Genomic DNA, 218 nt, shown 5'->3' with positions numbered 1-218 from the left:
CAGATGTAAAACAAACATGGAGGGGTAAAAAAGGTAGTGCTAACTGATGAGGATACCTTAATTACAAGAGAGCAGCTCGATAGAGGCTTTAAGGAAAAGATGAAGGCGCAAGAACGACAAGCGATTCGGGCCTTGGTAACTGCAAAAGAACTTGTCGTAGGCATGCTTAATCGTGAGCATACCGTTACCAAATTACCGGGGGAATCTATAATGAACAA

1 pseudogene is annotated in these 218 nt (G+C 42.7%); it reads left to right on the top strand.

The features are described from left to right. Positions 1 to 36 precede the first annotated feature (36 nt). Positions 37 to 218, top strand: a pseudogene (locus SORDD16_RS12145) (hypothetical protein); the annotation flags it as partial.

The sequence above is a fragment of the Streptococcus oralis genome (assembly GCF_001578945.1).
Lineage (GTDB): Bacteria > Bacillota > Bacilli > Lactobacillales > Streptococcaceae > Streptococcus > Streptococcus oralis_Q.
The sequence above is the reverse complement of the archived record's forward strand: the minus strand, read 5'-3'. Positions and strand labels throughout refer to the sequence as shown.